Source organism: Streptomyces sp. HUAS ZL42, from assembly GCF_040782645.1.
Lineage (GTDB): Bacteria > Actinomycetota > Actinomycetes > Streptomycetales > Streptomycetaceae > Streptomyces.
On the sequence record NZ_CP160403.1, the window covers coordinates 3,537,000 to 3,551,724 of the forward strand.

Sequence of the window (14,725 nt, forward strand, 5' to 3'; positions counted from 1 at the left end):
CGACCCTTCCCGGTCACTCGTCGTCCTCGTCGTCCAGCCGCGCGAGCCAGGTCGCCAGCCGCTCGACCGGCACCTCGAAGTCCGGGTTCAGGTCCACGAACGTCCGCAGCTGCTCGGCGAGCCACTCGAAGGTGATCTCCTCCTCGCCGCGCCGCTTCTCCAGCTCCTCGATGCCGCGGTCGGTGAAGTACATGAGGCTCTCCTGCGTGCGTTCGTCCGTACGTGCGTTGCTTCTGCCGACAGCCTATGTAACAGGGCCCGAACGGGGGCGGGGACGGGCTTGGCGAGGGGCGCGGCGCCGTTCCGAGGCGGCGCACCGGCGCGGGCCGTGCGCCGGTGGCGTGACACAGCGCGCCGACCGCTCCCGATCGGTGATCACCGGAGGGAATGCTTGACTTCCCACGGCCGCGATATATCGTGAATTACGGAAGACGCGATATGGCGCGATGGCTCGTCGCGTGTGTCCGGTGCCCGTTTGTGTTCGGTGTTCGTTTCCGCCCCTGGGCGAGGAGGTCCGCATCATGTCCGAGTGGTCCGTCGCAGAGCCGAAGAAGCTCACGTTCGACGAGCCCGTGAGCGAGCTTCACGTACGCATCGTCAACGGAACGGTGAACGTCGTGGGCACGGAAGAGGGTTCCGCCCGTCTGGAGGTCTCCCGGATCGACGGCCCACCCCTGGTGGTGACCCAGCAGGACGGCACGCTCACGGTGGCGTACGAGGACCTGCCCTGGAAGGGCTTCCTCAAGTGGCTCGACCGCAAGGGCTGGCGGCGCAGCGCCGTCGTCTCCCTCGCCGTTCCGACACGCACCCGCGTCGAGGTCGGCGTGGTCAGCGCCGCGGCGGTGGTCTCCGGGATCGACGGCCACGCGGAGGTGAAGGGCGTCTCCGGCGACACGACTCTGGTGGCGCTCAGCGGACCGGTGCGCGCGGACACCGTCTCGGGCAGCGTGGAGGCCCAGGCCCTCACCGGGGACCTGCGGTTCAACTCCGTCTCCGGCGATCTGACCGTGGTCGAGGGCGCGGGTTCCTCCGTGAAGGCCGACTCGGTGAGCGGCTCGATGATCGTCGACGTCGACCCGACGAGCCGCCCCACCGACATCACCCTGACCAGCGTCTCCGGCGAGATCGCCATACGGCTGCCCCACCCGGCGGACACGCAGGTGGAGGCGAACACCGCGAGCGGCACGGTCTCCAACGCCTTCGAGGACCTCCGGGTCAGCGGCCAGTGGGGCGCCAAGCGGATCACCGGCCGACTGGGCGCGGGCAACGGCCGCCTGAAGGCGACGACGGTCTCGGGCTCGATCGCCCTGCTGCGCCGCCCACCGGCGGAGGACGAACCGTGGGACGTGGAGTCGGACGACGTGCACCCGGACGACATGGGCCCGGCGACCGAGGACAGGCAGCCGAAAAGCGCAGCCCCAGCGACCGAGGACACGCAGGGCGCCTCCCCCGCCGGCCCGGCGCAGGGAGCACAGTCCGACTCGGGGGACAATTCCGTTTCCGGCCGGGGCGAGGGCTCGAAGTCGACCCCGACCAGCACCCCGGCCGACGGCACGACCGACAAGAAGGTGCTCTGACATGCCTCCCGTCTTCGCCCACGGCCGCCTCCGCCTCTACCTGCTGAAGCTGCTGGACGAGGCCCCGCGCCACGGCTACGAGGTGATCCGCCTCCTGGAGGAACGCTTCCAGGGGCTGTACGCGCCGTCGGCGGGCACCGTGTACCCGCGACTGGCCAAGCTGGAGGCCGAGGGCCTGGTCACCCACACCACCGAGGGCGGCCGCAAGGTGTACGCCATCACCGACGCGGGCCGTGCCGAACTGGCCGACCGCAGCGACGAGCTGGCCGACCTGGAACTGGAGATTTTGGAGTCGGTGGCGGAGCTGGCCGCCGAGATCCGGGCCGACGTACGCGGCGCGGCGGGCGACCTGCGGCGCGAGATGCGGGCAGCGGCCTCCGAGGCACGTTCGGGCTCGAAGACCGCCGCAGGCGAACACGGCGGCCCCTTCGGGGACTTCACGGACTACGGCGACAAGGAGGCCTGGCGCGCCGCGAAGGAGGAGATGCGGCGCGTCAAACAGGAGTGGAAGGAGCAGGCGCGGCGGGCCAAGGACGAGAGCCGCAGGGCCCGCGAGGAGGCCCAGCGGGCCCGGCACCAGGCCAAGGAGGCGCAGGAGCGGGCCCGGGCGCAGGCCCAGGAAGAGGTGCAGCGCATCGCGCGGCGGGTCCAGGAGCAGGTGCAGGACCATTTCGCGCGCGGCGACTGGCCCACCGGGCTGCGGGAGGGCCTGACCGAACTGGCCAAGGAGTTCGGCGAGTTCGGGAAGGACTACGGGAAGGAGTTCGGCAAGGACCTCGGGTTCGGCCGGACGGCTCCCGGCGGAAAGTCCGCGCCGGAGCCCGAGTACACGCCGTCCCCCGAGGATTTCCCGGCGGAATACGAGCCGGCCTGGGCCCACGAGGACCCCACCGGCGACCCCGCCCGCGACCTGGACCGCCTCCTCGACCGTTTCCGCGACGACATCCGCGACGCGGCCCGCGATCACGGAGTCACCACCGACCAACTCCGTGACGCCCGCCGCCACCTGTCGACGGCGGCGGCCCACATCGGCGCGATACTGCGCGCACCGAAGGCGTGACACCCGGCGCCGGAAGGAGGCGGGCCCTCAGCCCGCCTTCGCCTCTCCCTCGCCGTACAGCACGCGCGTCAGCGTCTCGAAGGTCACCCCGTGATCGGCGAGGACCTCGGCGGGCACGCCCGGGCGGACGGTGAGGGCGAGGAGGAGGTGTTCGTCGCCGATGTGACTGTCACGGCGGGCCACCGCGGTGCGCAGCGCCTGTTCGAGGGCGTCCTTGGCGCCTCGGCTGAAGTTGCGGCGACCCGACCACCAGCCCTTGTCCTTCCGGTCACCGGACATCGCGCCCACGCCGTGAACCTCCTCGACGCGGGAGACGATCTCGGTGACGTCGATCCCCAGTCCCGCGAGGGCCTCGGCCTCCGCCCGGGACAGCCCCGCGCGTCGGCGCGCCTCGTCCAGCGCCCGCCGTACCGACTCCTTGCGCTCGCCCAGCCCGAGCGCGGCCAGCGCGAAGGAGCCCCGGCTCGCCTCCCGGTCGAGCAGGGCGAGCAGCAGGTGCTCGGCGTCCACGGACTGCGCGCCCAAGCGTTCGCAGTGCTCGACCGCGCCTCGCACCACGTCACGAGCGTCCCTGGTGAACCGTTCGAACATCACTGCCTCCCGTACTTCTTGTGCACGGCCTGCCTGCTGACGCCGAGTTCGGCGGCGATCTCCTGCCACGACCAGCCCTGATTGCGCGCGCTGCGCACCTGCACCGCCTCCAGCTGCTCCAGCAGCCTCCGCAGTGCGGCGACGGCGCGCAGTCCGACCCGCGGATCGCGGTCGCCCGCGCGCTCGGCGAGATCCGTTGCTTCGGTCATGCCGTCAACTTACGTTGACACGGCCGGCATGTCAACCAAAGTTGACGTAGCCGTCGACGCGGTCCGCCCGCCCCGGGCACACAAAAGGCGGGCCCGGAAACCCGGACCCGCCAACCGAACAGAGCAACCGTCAGGAATGAGTCAGGACGATCTTGCCGAACTGGTCGCCCGACTCCAGCCGTTCGAAGCCCTCGCGGGCCCGGTCCAGCGGGAGCACCTCGTCGATGACGGGCCGTACGCCGGTGGCTGCACAGAACGACAGCAGGTCCTCCAGTTCCTCCTTGGTCCCCATCGTGGAGCCGACGACCTTGAGTTCGAGGAAGAAGATGCGGGTCAGCTCGGCATGCGAGGGCCGGTCACCACTGGTCGCACCCGAGATGACGAGCGTGCCGCCGGGCCGCAGGGACTTCACGGAGTGCGACCACGTGGCGGCGCCCACGGTCTCGATGACGGCGTCCACGCGCTGCGGCAGCCGCGCGCCCGACTCCAGCGCCTCCACGGCGCCCAGCTCCACGGCTCGCTTCCGCTTGGCCTCGTCCCGGCTGGTCGCGAAGACGCGCAGCCCCGCGGCCTTGCCGAGCACGATCGCGGCCGTGGCGACACCGCCGCCCGCACCCTGCACGAGGACGGAGTCGCCGGGCCGTACACCGGCATTGGTGAAGAGCATGCGGTACGCGGTCAGCCAGGCCGTGGGCAGACAGGCGGCCTCCTCGAAGGAGAGCTCCTTGGGCTTGGGCAGGACGTTCCACGTCGGCACGGCGACCTGTTCGGCGAAGGTGCCCTGGTAGCGCTCGGTGAGGATGGAACGCGGCTCCCGGGGGCCGACGCCATGGCCGGTCTGGCCGATCACGGAGTGCAGGACGACCTCGTTGCCGTCCTCGGCGACACCGGCGGCGTCGCAGCCGAGGATCATCGGCAGCTTGTCCTCCGCGAGGCCGACGCCACGGAGGGACCAGAGGTCGTGATGGTTGAGGGAGGCGGCCCTGACATTGACGGTGCTCCAGCCGGGACGGGCCTCGGGGGCCGGGCGCTCCCCCAACTCCAGACCGGAAAGCGGCTGGTCGCGGTCGATTCGGGCGGCGTAGACGGCGAACATGAAGCCGACGATAGGGTCCGGGCCGGGTTGGCGAAACCAGGGGGGCCTGTGAGACATGCCCTCTTGCGCGAGCGCCTGCGGCCTGCGAGGACGGATCGGAACGGTTGAGCGCCGGTCCGCATCATCCAGCCCGTCCGGCGTTTGAGGACGAGGCCCGTTCAGGGCCGAAGCAGGGGTCCGGGGGCGGCAGCCCCCGGGGACGGCGGCTTGCGAACCACCCGAACGGACGGGTGGGCGGGCAAAGAAATGGCCCCGCCCAAACGGACGGGGCCATTCAGCTCAGCACAGCTCAACGCAGCTGAACCCTCAGCGGCGAGCGACACCCTCCGCCCGAGCCGCCGCAGCGACCGCCGCCGTAACGGCCGGCGCCACCCGCTCGTCGAACGGCGAAGGAATCACATAGTCGGGAGCGAGGTCGTCACCGACGACCGCAGCCAGCGCCTCCGCCGCCGCGATCTTCATCCCCTCCGTGATCCGTGAGGCCCGCACCTGCAGCGCCCCCGCGAAGATCCCGGGGAACGCCAGCACGTTGTTGATCTGGTTCGGGAAGTCCGAGCGCCCGGTGGCGACCACCGCCGCGTACTTGTGGGCGACATCGGGGTGGATCTCGGGGTTCGGGTTGGCCATGGCGAAGACGAACGCGCCCTCCGCCATCGAGGCCACGGCAGCCTCCGGCACCGTACCGCCGGAGACGCCGATGAAGACGTCGGCTCCGGCGAGCGCGTCCTCGAGGGATCCGCTGATGCCCGCCTTGTTGGTGAAGCCGGCCAGTTCCCGCTTGACCGAGGTGAGGTCCTCGCGGTCGGCGGAGACGACGCCCTTGCGGTCGGCGACCGCGACGTCTCCGATACCGGCCCCGACCAGCATCTTCGCGATGGCGACACCGGCCGCGCCGGCGCCCGAGATGACGGCCCGCAGCTGTCCGATCTCCCGCCCGCTCAGCCGCGCGGCGTTCCGCAGCGCGGCCAGCGTCACGACGGCCGTACCGTGCTGGTCGTCGTGGAAGACCGGGATGTCCAGCCGCTCCTGCAGCTTCCGCTCGATCTCGAAGCACCGCGGCGCCGAGATGTCCTCGAGGTTCACACCGCCGAACGAGGGAGCGAGCCGGACCACGGTCTCGACGATCTCGTCGACACCGGTGCAGTCCAGGGCGATGGGCACGGCGTCCACACCGCCGAACTGCTTGAACAGAATCGCCTTCCCCTCCATCACCGGAAGGGAGGCCTCGGGGCCGATGTCCCCGAGGCCGAGGACGGCCGTGCCGTCGGTCACCACGGCGACGACGGACGACTTCCACGTGTAGTCGTGGACGAGTTCCGGCTGCTCCGCGATCGCGGTGCACACGCGCGCGACGCCGGGTGTGTATGCGAGGGACAGGTCGTCCTTGTCGCGGACCGGCACGGTGGCCTGCACGGCCATCTTGCCGCCACGGTGCAGCGCGAACGCCGGATCGAAGGAATCGAGGGGCTCGGCCCCGCCGTCCTGGTCCGTATTGCTGTCGCTGCGAGGATTGACGATCTCCGCTGCCACTTTGGTTTACCCCTTAAGTGTTCATGGTTTGAGGGTGGCCACTCCTGGTGAGGGGTGGGCGGGCACCACGTAAGGCCCTGTCGGTGATACGCACGGGCACCTACGCGACGGGCGCGCCGCACACGCGCCCTGAGCCCCGGATGAGGGGTGTAAAGAACCTTCTTACCCGACGGAAGGCACCGAGGACGAGTCCATAACGCGAAGGTCACATACAGTTCGATCACTCGTGAGATCACTCATGGTCGAATATATGGACAAGGGCTGGACAAAACCTTGACAAGGACTCAAGCGGACACAAGGCCCCAAGTCATCACCGACCGCATCACGAGATGCACCGAAGATCTTCCGGCCGGAAGGGCGGAGTCCCGCAGATGGTCCGGTCGCGATGAGCCGGACTGAGCGGTTCGGGGGTCGCCCGTTATCCGATTTTGACATAGCCGACGTCCTGAATCGCACCGTCCGAATGGCAAGATGCCGTAATCACACGAGGTCGCGACACTCGAAGGCGTGTGTTCTCGTCGACCCAAGGCAGCCCGTCGAACCCATCGGCGTCTGCCCGCCCCATCGGCAACTCCACCCATCCGCCGGAGGAACTCACCATGACCGCAAGCTCCACCCGTCGTACGACCGCCGCGCACTCCCGGCTAGCAGCGGTCGGTGCGATCGCGGTCGCCGGCTCTCTGCTGCTGGCCGGCTGCGGCGACCAGACGGACAACGGCAGCGACAGCAGCACGACGGAGGCCACCGCCTCCGCCGCACCGCTCGCCGACAAGCTCCCCGCGGACATCAAGAAGGCCGGCGTCATCAAGGTGGGCTCCGACATCGCCTACCCGCCGGTCGAGTACATGGAGGGCGGCAAGGCGGTCGGTATCGACCCCGACATCGCCGAGGCCCTCGGCAAGCAGCTGGGCGTGAAGTTCGACTTCCAGAACGGCAAGTTCGCGCAGCTCATCGTCGGTCTGCAGGCCAACCGGTTCAACGTGATCATGTCCGCGATGAGCGACACGAAGGACCGCCAGAACGGCATCGACTCCGACACCGGCAAGAAGGTCGGCAACGGCATCGACTTCGTCGACTACTTCACCGCCGGTACCTCGATCCTCGTCCAGAAGGGCAACCCGAAGGGCATCAAGTCGCTCGACGACCTGTGCGGCCAGGTCGTGGCCCTGCAGGTGGGCACCACCTCCGAGGGCATCGCCAAGGCGCAGAGCGAGAAGTGCACCAAGGACGGCAAGAAGGCCATCACGCTGCAGACCTTCGACACCGACCCGGAGGCGCTGCTCCGCCTCAAGCAGGGCGCGTCCGTCGCGGACCTCAACGACTTCCCGGTCGCGGCGTACAACGCGAAGACCTCGGGCGGCGGCAACGACTTCGAGGTGGTCGGCGAGCAGATCGAGGCGGGCCCGTACGGCATCGGCGTCAGCAAGGAGAACACCCAGCTGCGCGATGCGCTCCTGGCGGCCATGAACGCCATCATCAAGAACGGCGAGTACCAGAAGATCCTCGAGAAGTGGAACGTCACGGACGGTGCGGTCACCGAGGCCAAGGTCAACGGCGGTTCCTGACCCCTCCGCACCACTGAAGGGCAGTCACCGTGACTGACACTGTCGACAAGACTCCGGCGCCGTCGGTGCCGCCGGAGCAGATCAAGGCCATCCCGGTGCGCCACTACGGCCGCTGGGTGGCCGGCGCCGTGGTCATCGCGATCCTGGTGCTGATCGGGATCGCGTTCTCCAACGCCAAGATCAACTACGACATCATCCCGGACTACCTCACCGACGGAACCATCCTGTCCGGTGTCTGGCACACGCTGTACATCTCCGTGCTGGCCATGGTGCTGGGCCTGGGCCTGGGCGTCATCCTCGCGGTGATGCGGATGTCGTCGAACCCGGTCACCAGCACGGTGTCCTGGCTCTACATCTGGTTCTTCCGCGGCACACCGGTCCTGGTCCAGCTCCTCCTCTGGTACAACCTCGCGCTCGTGTTCCCCATACTGAACCTGGGGTTCTACAAGGACGAGATGAACCAGGTGATGACGCCGTTCCTGGCGGCGCTGCTGGGTCTCGGCCTGAACGAGGCCGCGTACATGGCCGAGATCGTCCGCGCCGGCATCCAGTCCGTCGAGGAGGGCCAGACGGAGGCCTCGCACGCGCTCGGCATGACCCACGCGCAGACCCTGCGGCGGGTGGTCCTCCCGCAGGCGATGCGCGTGATCGTGCCGCCGTCGGGCAACGAGTTCATCAACATGCTGAAGACCTCGTCGCTCGCCTACGCGGTGCAGTTCAACGAACTGATCAAGCGCGCCCAGGACATCTCCAGCACCTCGCTCGCGGTCGTGGAGATGTACTTCGTCGCGTCGATCTGGTACCTGATCCTGACCAGCGTCTTCAGCGTGGGGCAGTACTACCTCGAGCGTCGCTACGCCCGCGGTTCGACGCGCAGCCTGCCGCCGACCCCGCTGCAGCGCCTGAGGAAGAACCTCCGTCTGTTCGGTTCGTTCCGCCGCCCGGAGGTGGCCCGATGAGCGATCTCATCAAGGACAGCGTCCCGAGCACCGGCGGCCACCCGATGGTCAAGGCCGAGGGCGTGCACAAGTCCTTCGGACTGGCGCACATCCTCAAGGGCATCGACCTGGAGGTGAACCCGCGCGAGGTGTTCTGCCTGATCGGCCCGTCCGGTTCCGGCAAGTCCACCTTCCTGCGGTGCATCAACCACCTGGAGAAGATCAGCGCCGGCCGGCTCTACGTCGACGGCAGCCTGGTCGGCTACCGGCAGAGCGGCGACAAGCTGTACGAGCTGAAGGAAAAGGAAGTGGCCGCGCAGCGGCGGGACATCGGCATGGTGTTCCAGCGCTTCAACCTCTTCCCGCACATGACGGCCCTCGAGAACGTCATGGAGGCGCCGGTCCAGGTCAAGCGCGAGTCCAAGGCCGTCGCCCGTGAGCGCGCGCGTCGGGTCCTCGACCGGGTGGGTCTGGGCGACAAGTTCGGCCACTACCCCGCCCAGCTCTCCGGCGGCCAGCAGCAGCGCGTCGCCATCGCCCGCGCGCTGGCGATGGAGCCGAAGCTGATGCTGTTCGACGAGCCGACCTCGGCGCTCGACCCGGAGCTCGTCGGTGAGGTGCTGGACGTCATGCGCGACCTCGCCGAGTCGGGCATGACGATGATCGTCGTGACGCACGAGATGGGCTTTGCCCGCGAGGTGGGCGACTCGCTGGTGTTCATGGACGACGGCGTGGTGGTCGAATCGGGCCATCCGCGCGAAGTCCTGACGAACCCTCAGCACGAGCGCACCAGGTCGTTCCTGTCGAAGGTGCTCTGACGGTACGACGCGAAAGGGGCGGTACGGGATCCCGTACCGCCCCTTTCGCACGCCACGGCCGGCCTCACTTGAGCGCAAGCAGCAACGTGTCCGACGGCGAGCACCACACCGGCCGCGCCTCCCCGAACCCCTTGTCGCGCAGCACGCGCGCGTGCCAGGCGGCGGAGGGCATCTCGCCGTCGGCGTGGGCGCCGTAGATCTCGAAGCGGCGGGCGGTCGGCTCGGCGAGGACCGGGTCCTTGGCCGCCAGCGCCCACCATTCGGCCCAGTCGAGGGCGCCGTTCCGCATGGCCTGATTCATGCGGGTGCGCGTGTGGGTGGCCTCGGTCGCGTTGATCCGGGGCGTGGTGTCGTCGATCATGTGGTCGGCGTTCATGAAGACACCGCCGTAGCGGACGAGTTCCGCGATCCGGCCGTAGAGGGCCTCCAGGGGGTCGGTGCGCAGCCAGTGGAGGGCCGTGGCGGTGAGGACCGCGTCGTATGTGTCGTACGGCAGCCGTGTGGGCCAGTCCGGGTGCTTGAGGTCGGCCTCGACGAAGGTGACGCGTTCGTCGCCGGCGAAGGTGCCGCGGGCGATGGTGAGCAGGGCGGGGTCGAGGTCGATTCCGGTGCTGACGGCGTTCGGGAAGCGGGCGAGCAGCCGGGCGGTGATGCTGCCGGTGCCGCAGGCGAGGTCGAGGACGCGCGGCTCGGGTCCGGCGAAGGCCTCCACCATGCCGAGCATGATCCGGAAGCGGTCCTCCCGGTCGGGCATGTACCACTCCTGCTGGCGGTCCCAGCTCTCCTGCCAGGCCTGCCAGTCGGTGCCGGTGGTCGTGGTGTCGGTGTCCGTCATCGATGTCCTCCACCGCGTACGTCACGTAATACCCTGGATACACGACCGGCTGTTACCCGACCGCACCACGACCATAGAGCGCCCCCGTAAGGACTACAAGTGGAACTGGCCTATTACTCGGATTACGCCGTCCGTCTCGTCAACAGCGAGGAACCGGCCCGGGGCAAGGACTCGCTGACCTCGGTCGAGGCCGTCCGCGGCCTCTTCGGTGCCAACTCGTCGGCGGCCCGCCGCACGACCGACGCGGACGTGACCCGGTTCCGTTCGGTGCGGGCACGGCTGCGCGCTGTCTTCGAGGCGGCGGACAAGGGCGACGAGACACTCGCCGTGGACCTGCTGAACTCGCTGCTCCTGGAGTTCCCGGTGAGCCCGCAGATCTCCGGCCACGACCACCGCGACGAGGACGGCCGTCCCCTGTGGCACATGCACCTGGCCGACCACCCGTCGAACGCGACCGCGGGCTACGCGGCCATCGCGGCGATGGGCCTGGCGTTCCATCTGACCGAGTACGGCGTCGACCGCCTCGGCCTGTGCGAGGCCCCGCCCTGCCGCAACGCCTACCTGGACACCTCGACCAACCGCTCCCGGCGCTACTGCTCCGACCGCTGCGCGACCCGCGCCAACGTGGCCGCCTACCGGGCCCGCAAGCGCCTGGAGGCCGACCGGTCGGGCAGGACGAGCCTGGCGGCCGACAGCGCCCAGCGCAGCGCGGCGAACGGCGAGCGCTGATCCGGCTTGAGCGGCCGGAAGCGGAAGCGGACCTTGCCGAGGATCAGGTCGTCGGGCACGGTCCCGTAGTCGGTGCTGTCGCCTCCGGCGTAGGCGTTGTCCCCGAGCACCCACCAGCCGCCGTCGCGACGTTCGGCGGCGCGCTTGACCACGAGCAGGTCCTGCTGGAAGGGGTGGCGCAGGACGACGACGTCACCGGGCCTGATCCGGCCCCCGTGCCGCACCACGAGCCAGTCGCCGTGGTACAGCGTGGGCACCATGGACGGTCCGGTCACCTCGACCCATCCGAAGGGCTGGAGTGCCCTCCCCCGTTCGGTCTCCTGCGACAGCTCCGGCATCACCCGGCACCTCCCCGGTTCTTCCTCCACCAGTCTCAGTCTGACCCCGGACTTTTGTCCTAAGCCCATGGGGGCACTCGAGAAAACCCGTCTCCCAGGGAGTAATGTCCCACCTGAGAAGACGATCACGAGGAAGGAATGCTCCATGCTTTCCCGCCTGTTTGCCCCCAAGGTCAAGGTCAGCGCACACTGCGACCTGCCCTGCGGTGTGTACGACCCGGCCCAGGCCCGCATCGAGGCGGAGTCGGTGAAGGCCGTCCAGGAGAAGATGGCCGCCAACGACGACCCGCACTTCCAGGCGCGTGCCACCGTTATCAAGGAGCAGCGTGCCGAGCTCGCGAAGCACCATGTCTCGGTGCTCTGGAGCGACTACTTCAAGCCCCCGCACTTCGAGAAGTACCCCCAGCTGCACCAGCTGGTCAACGACACCCTGAAGGCCCTTTCGGCCGCGAAGGCCTCTACGGACCCGAAGACGGGCGAGAAGGCTCTCGAGCTCATCGCCGAGATCGACAAGATCTTCTGGGAGACCAAGAAGGCCTGACCTCGGGTCGCCTCCTTCATCTGCCTTTGACCTGCGACATCTTTGATTGCAGAGCCCACAGGGCCGCACCCGGCCCGCGGGACGCCGAGCATGGCGCCCGAGCGGACCGGGGGCGGCCTTTGTGCGGACCTGGCGCGCCGATCGTGGTGTACGTCACGAAACCCGTGCGGTCCACCGGGCCCGCCTACCATCGCCTCCATGAGCATCCGCTGGACGTACGTCTTCATCGACCGGCCCGCCGAGCACTTCGACCGGGCGTGCGCGTTCTGGACGGCCGTCACGGACACCGGGTTGTCCGAAATCCGGGGTGAACGGGGCGAGTTCACGACACTGGTGCCGGACGGTGCCGACGCCTGCGTGAAGGTGCAGGGGGTCGCGGCCGGGGAAGGCGGGGCTCATCCGGACTTCTGCGTCGACGACGTCCAGCACTTCGCGAAGTCCGCGATCCGCCTCGGCGCTGAGACCCTCGGCGAGTACGAGGGGCTCGTCGTCCTGCGCTCGCCCGGCGGGCAGCTGTTCTGTGCGGTGCGCTGGCACGAGGAGTCGGTACGGCCGCCAGTGGTGCGTGGCAGCCGCCTCGACCAGGTCTGCCTCGACATCCGCCCTTCGTCCTACGACACCGAAGTCGCGTTCTGGAGCGCGCTGCTGCCCGACTGGGAGTCGCTGGCCGGCTCGCTCCCCGAGTTCCACGTGCTCAAGCCGCCCGCCGCGCTGCCGGTCCGCATCCTCCTCCAGCGCCTCGGCGAGGAACGCCCCGCCTCGGCCCACCTGGACCTCGCCTGCGCCGACATCGAAGCGACCCGGGCCGAGCACGAGCGCCTGGGCGCGGAGTTCGTCTCCCGCGGCCGGCACTGGACGGTGATGCGGGACCCGGCCGGCGGCACGTACTGCCTGACGGGACGCGATCCGGAAACGGGCGGCCTGCCGCGGCCGGCGGCGCCCTCCCCCAGTTGACGTCATGGGGGGACGTCAGCCCCTCAGCCGTGCCGCCCGCGCCTGCAGATAGCGCTGTTCCGGCAGGCTCAGGGTCTGGTCCGCCGCGGATTCGTAGGCTGCGCGGGCGGCGGCGTGCTCGCCGGCCCGCTCCAGGAGGTGGCCGCGGACCGCGTCCCGGCGGTGGCCCAACGCGCCCTCCACCCGCTCCAGTTCGGCCAGTCCCACGCGCGGGCCGGACACCATGGCCACGGCGACGGCACGGTTGAGGCGTTCGACGGGGCCGGGGACCAGGCGGACGAGGACGTCGTACAGGCCGAGGATCTCCCGCCAGTCGGTGGTCTGAGGTGACGGGGCCTCGTCGTGCACGGCGGCGATGGCCGCGCGCAGTTGGTAGGGGCCGGCCGGGCCGTGCGAGAGCGCGCGGGTGACCAGGGCGACGCCCTCCTCGATCGCGGCCCTGTCCCAGCGGTCGCGGTCCTGTTCGTCGAGGGGGATCAGCTCGCCGTGCGGGCCGGTGCGGGCGTCGCGGCGGGCGTCGGTGAGCAGCATCAGGGCCAGCAGACCGGTGACCTCGCCGTCCTCGGGGAGCAGGCGGTGGACCGTGCGGGTCAGACGGATCGCCTCGCCGGCCAGGTCGCGCCGCTGGAGGCTCGCGCCCGACGTCGCCGTGTAGCCCTCGTTGAAGATCAGATACAGGGTGTGCAGAACCGCCGGGAGCCGCTCGTTCCAGTTGTCCGGCCGCCCGAAGCGCACACCCCGCACCTTCTGCTTGGCCCTGCTGATGCGCTGGCCCATGGTCGTCTCGGGGACGAGGTACGCGCGGGCGATCTCCGCAGTGGTCAGACCGCCGACCGCGCGCAGGGTGAGCGCGATCTGCGCGGGCTGGGTCAGGTCGGGGTGGCAGCACAGGAAGAGCAGGGAGAGCGTGTCGTCCGCGCGCGGCGCCCGCTCCCCGGCGACGAGCTCGTCGCGCGGGGTCAGCGCCGCTGCCCTCTCCTCGCGCGCCCGCCGTGCCGCGTCGGCGCGCAGGGCGTCCGTCAGCCGCCGTGCGGCCACCTTGATCAGCCAGCCGCGCGGGTTGTCCGGGACGCCGCCGGACGGCCACTGCCGGGCCGCCGCCACCAGTGCCTCCTGTACGGCGTCCTCTGCGGCGTCGAAGTGCCCGTACCGCCTGACCAGCGCGCCGAGGACCTGCGGCGCATGGAGGCGCAGCAGGTCCTCGACCTCGGTGGGGCGGCTCATGGACAGCTCGTTCTCGCTCAGATGTCCCCGGCGCCGTCCTGGATGGGACGGATCACCACCGGGCGGTTCTCGGCTCCGGCGGGCTGGGGGCACCGGGCGACGCGCTCGGCGATCTCGGTGACCCGCTCCAGGCTCTCGCACTCGAGGACCCAGTAGCCGGCCAGCAGTTCCTTGGTCTCGCTGTACGGCCCGTCGGTGATCACCGCCTTGCCGTCCGCGTCCAGGGAGACCAGCCGGGTCCGGGCCGGTTCGCCCAGTCCCTGACCGTCGACGAATTCGCCGGACTCGGAGAGGTCGTCGTTGATCGCGCTCATGTAGGCGTACATGGCCTGCACCTCCTGCTCGGTCCAGGCCGGGGAGTGCTCGGACGCCCTGCCGGCGAGCCCCTCGTACTCCGCCTGCGTGCCCTGCACCATGACCAGGTACTTCATCGTCCGCTCCTTCGGCTCGGACCGTCCCCGGTGGACGGTCTCACAGGGGACGTCGGAGCCGCGCCGGGTTTCTCGACAGGGGTTCGGGATGGCTTCAGGACTTCTTCGTGGCGGATCCGCCGCGCTCCTCCTCGGGCGCGGCGCCCTCCACGACGTACGCCTCGCACTTCGGGTTCCGGCAGGGACCGGCGACCCACTTCGGAACCCATGCGCCGAGTGTCTTGTGGCGCTTGACGACCGTTTCGACAGGCTGTCCGCAGGCGGGACAGACGTGGTTGTCGCTGTCCAT

18 protein-coding genes are annotated in these 14,725 nt (G+C 69.8%); 8 read left to right on the forward strand and 10 right to left on the reverse strand.

The genetic code is table 11. The features are described 5' to 3' along the window. Positions 1–13: 13 nt before the first annotated feature. Positions 14–193, reverse strand: a complete 180-nt coding sequence (locus ABZO29_RS16035; RefSeq protein ID WP_028420339.1) for a DUF6104 family protein — start codon at positions 191–193, stop codon at positions 14–16. A gap of 328 nt (positions 194–521) precedes the next feature. On the opposite strand from ABZO29_RS16035, the gene ABZO29_RS16040 reads away from it, so the two are divergent. Then, positions 522–1,577 carry a DUF4097 domain-containing protein gene (locus tag ABZO29_RS16040; protein WP_367320867.1) on the forward strand — a complete coding sequence of 352 codons (1,056 nt, stop codon included), beginning with the start codon at positions 522–524 and terminating at the stop codon, positions 1,575–1,577. A 1-nt stretch (position 1,578) separates the two neighbouring features. Then, positions 1,579–2,637, forward strand: coding sequence for a helix-turn-helix transcriptional regulator (locus ABZO29_RS16045; protein WP_367320868.1), 1,059 nt, complete (start codon positions 1,579–1,581; stop codon positions 2,635–2,637). Between the two features lie 27 nt (positions 2,638–2,664). Here ABZO29_RS16045 and ABZO29_RS16050 read toward each other — a convergent pair whose 3' ends face one another. From ABZO29_RS16050 to ABZO29_RS16065, 4 genes are all read right to left on the reverse strand, one after another. Further along, the gene (locus tag ABZO29_RS16050; protein ID WP_367320869.1) at positions 2,665–3,228 is read right to left on the reverse strand and encodes a Clp protease N-terminal domain-containing protein; all 564 of its coding nucleotides are present in this window, start codon (positions 3,226–3,228) and stop codon (positions 2,665–2,667) included. Beyond that, positions 3,228–3,437: an HTH domain-containing protein gene (locus tag ABZO29_RS16055; protein WP_018571396.1), complete on the reverse strand. Its 210-nt coding sequence runs from the start codon at positions 3,435–3,437 to the stop codon at positions 3,228–3,230. The genes ABZO29_RS16050 and ABZO29_RS16055 overlap by 1 nt, the downstream gene beginning before the upstream one ends. A gap of 130 nt (positions 3,438–3,567) precedes the next feature. After that, positions 3,568–4,533 (reverse strand): zinc-binding dehydrogenase, encoded by a 966-nt coding sequence (locus tag ABZO29_RS16060; RefSeq protein ID WP_367320870.1) that lies wholly within the window; start codon positions 4,531–4,533, stop codon positions 3,568–3,570. 306 nt (positions 4,534–4,839) lie between these two features. Next, positions 4,840–6,063, reverse strand: a complete 1,224-nt coding sequence (locus tag ABZO29_RS16065) for an NADP-dependent malic enzyme (protein WP_367320871.1) — start codon at positions 6,061–6,063, stop codon at positions 4,840–4,842. A gap of 599 nt (positions 6,064–6,662) precedes the next feature. On the opposite strand from ABZO29_RS16065, the gene ABZO29_RS16070 reads away from it, so the two are divergent. From ABZO29_RS16070 to ABZO29_RS16080, 3 genes are read left to right on the forward strand one after another with little or no spacing between them, the layout of a single operon-like run. Further along, on the forward strand, positions 6,663–7,628 hold the full coding sequence (locus ABZO29_RS16070; RefSeq protein ID WP_367320872.1) for an ABC transporter substrate-binding protein: 966 nt from the start codon (positions 6,663–6,665) through the stop codon (positions 7,626–7,628). A gap of 29 nt (positions 7,629–7,657) precedes the next feature. Next, positions 7,658–8,587 (forward strand): amino acid ABC transporter permease, encoded by a 930-nt coding sequence (locus ABZO29_RS16075; RefSeq protein WP_367320873.1) that lies wholly within the window; start codon positions 7,658–7,660, stop codon positions 8,585–8,587. Then, the gene (locus ABZO29_RS16080) at positions 8,584–9,384 is read left to right on the forward strand and encodes an amino acid ABC transporter ATP-binding protein (protein ID WP_367320874.1); all 801 of its coding nucleotides are present in this window, start codon (positions 8,584–8,586) and stop codon (positions 9,382–9,384) included. Before ABZO29_RS16075 ends, ABZO29_RS16080 begins: the two co-directional genes overlap by 4 nt. Before the next feature lie 64 nt (positions 9,385–9,448). On the opposite strand, the gene ABZO29_RS16085 is transcribed toward ABZO29_RS16080, so the two are convergent. Next, a complete protein-coding gene (locus ABZO29_RS16085; RefSeq protein WP_367320875.1) occupies positions 9,449–10,219 on the reverse strand; it encodes a trans-aconitate 2-methyltransferase in 771 nt (256 codons plus the stop codon). Positions 10,220–10,318: 99 nt separating this feature from the next. On the opposite strand from ABZO29_RS16085, the gene ABZO29_RS16090 reads away from it, so the two are divergent. Next, positions 10,319–10,948 (forward strand): ABATE domain-containing protein, encoded by a 630-nt coding sequence (locus ABZO29_RS16090; RefSeq protein ID WP_367320876.1) that lies wholly within the window; start codon positions 10,319–10,321, stop codon positions 10,946–10,948. On the opposite strand, the gene sodX is transcribed toward ABZO29_RS16090, so the two are convergent. Further along, entirely contained in the window at positions 10,852–11,286 is a 435-nt protein-coding gene (gene sodX / locus ABZO29_RS16095; protein WP_367320877.1) for a nickel-type superoxide dismutase maturation protease, read from the reverse strand. The genes ABZO29_RS16090 and sodX overlap by 97 nt on opposite strands. A gap of 145 nt (positions 11,287–11,431) precedes the next feature. Between sodX and sodN the strand changes: the two genes are divergently transcribed. Next, positions 11,432–11,827, forward strand: a complete 396-nt coding sequence (gene sodN / locus ABZO29_RS16100) for a superoxide dismutase, Ni (RefSeq protein ID WP_020130742.1) — start codon at positions 11,432–11,434, stop codon at positions 11,825–11,827. Positions 11,828–12,025: 198 nt separating this feature from the next. Beyond that, on the forward strand, positions 12,026–12,781 hold the full coding sequence (locus tag ABZO29_RS16105; protein ID WP_367320878.1) for a VOC family protein: 756 nt from the start codon (positions 12,026–12,028) through the stop codon (positions 12,779–12,781). 15 nt (positions 12,782–12,796) lie between these two features. Here the strand turns inward: ABZO29_RS16105 and ABZO29_RS16110 are convergent, their stop codons facing one another. From ABZO29_RS16110 to ABZO29_RS16120, 3 genes are all read right to left on the reverse strand, one after another. Next, a complete protein-coding gene (locus tag ABZO29_RS16110) occupies positions 12,797–14,005 on the reverse strand; it encodes an RNA polymerase sigma factor (RefSeq protein ID WP_367320879.1) in 1,209 nt (402 codons plus the stop codon). 17 nt (positions 14,006–14,022) lie between these two features. Continuing rightward, the gene (locus tag ABZO29_RS16115; RefSeq protein ID WP_367320880.1) at positions 14,023–14,436 is read right to left on the reverse strand and encodes a YciI family protein; all 414 of its coding nucleotides are present in this window, start codon (positions 14,434–14,436) and stop codon (positions 14,023–14,025) included. A 94-nt stretch (positions 14,437–14,530) separates the two neighbouring features. Then, complete coding sequence (locus ABZO29_RS16120) at positions 14,531–14,725, reverse strand: hypothetical protein (protein WP_367320881.1); 195 nt, start codon at positions 14,723–14,725, stop codon at positions 14,531–14,533.